This window comes from Sphingopyxis sp. GW247-27LB, from assembly GCF_002277025.1.
Lineage (GTDB): Bacteria > Pseudomonadota > Alphaproteobacteria > Sphingomonadales > Sphingomonadaceae > Sphingopyxis.
Genome location: NZ_NIWD01000020.1, coordinates 1 through 595 on the forward strand (window position 1 = coordinate 1; position 595 = coordinate 595).

Annotated in this window: 1 pseudogene; it reads right to left on the reverse strand. The window is 58.3% G+C overall.

Annotation, left to right across the window (positions count from 1 at the left end):
- Positions 1-201 precede the first annotated feature (201 nt).
- Positions 202-459: pseudogene (locus tag CD928_RS22860) on the reverse strand (integrase core domain-containing protein); the annotation flags it as partial.
- Positions 460-595 lie beyond the last annotated feature (136 nt).

Here is a 595-nt window from a genome sequence, read left to right on the forward strand (position 1 = left end):
GCGTGCCCTCCTCGGCGTGCCCTCCTCGCCCTGCTTGATGACGAACGCCTTCTGCGCGTCCGTGAACTTCGATGCCTTCATGCCGTAACTCCTCGCCCAGCCAAGGATATCTACGGCGGAAAACTCTAACCGCAACTGGTCCAGAATTCAGGTGGCAGAGCAGAATCTGACCGGCCCCCACCGAGTGGTCCGCGTGGACTGTTAGGTGTTTAGTCCCAGCATGTGATGGAGTGGTTTCATATCGAAGATATCTGGCTTGGATTTCCGGAGCTCTTCGATGGCCTCGTAGGTTGTCTTGAAGCGCAGAGCCTTCAACTGCTTGGCGAAGTTGTAAGCGACGAGCCAGTCGCGGACATGGCGGCGCAGTTCATTGATCGACGTGTAATGGAAGGATTTGACGGTGGCCTCCTTGATGGTGCGCACCATCCGTTCGGCCTGGCCGTTGGTCCATGGGTGATAGGTGACGTGACCCCCTAGTTTCCACCAGCCGGGATTAGAGCCCAGCAGCTTTGTTGCGCATGAGCGCGGTGTAAGCAATGGCCTGCGCAGCGGAGCCCGTAGGGCGTAGCTGCGCAGGCCATTGCTTATGCAGTTC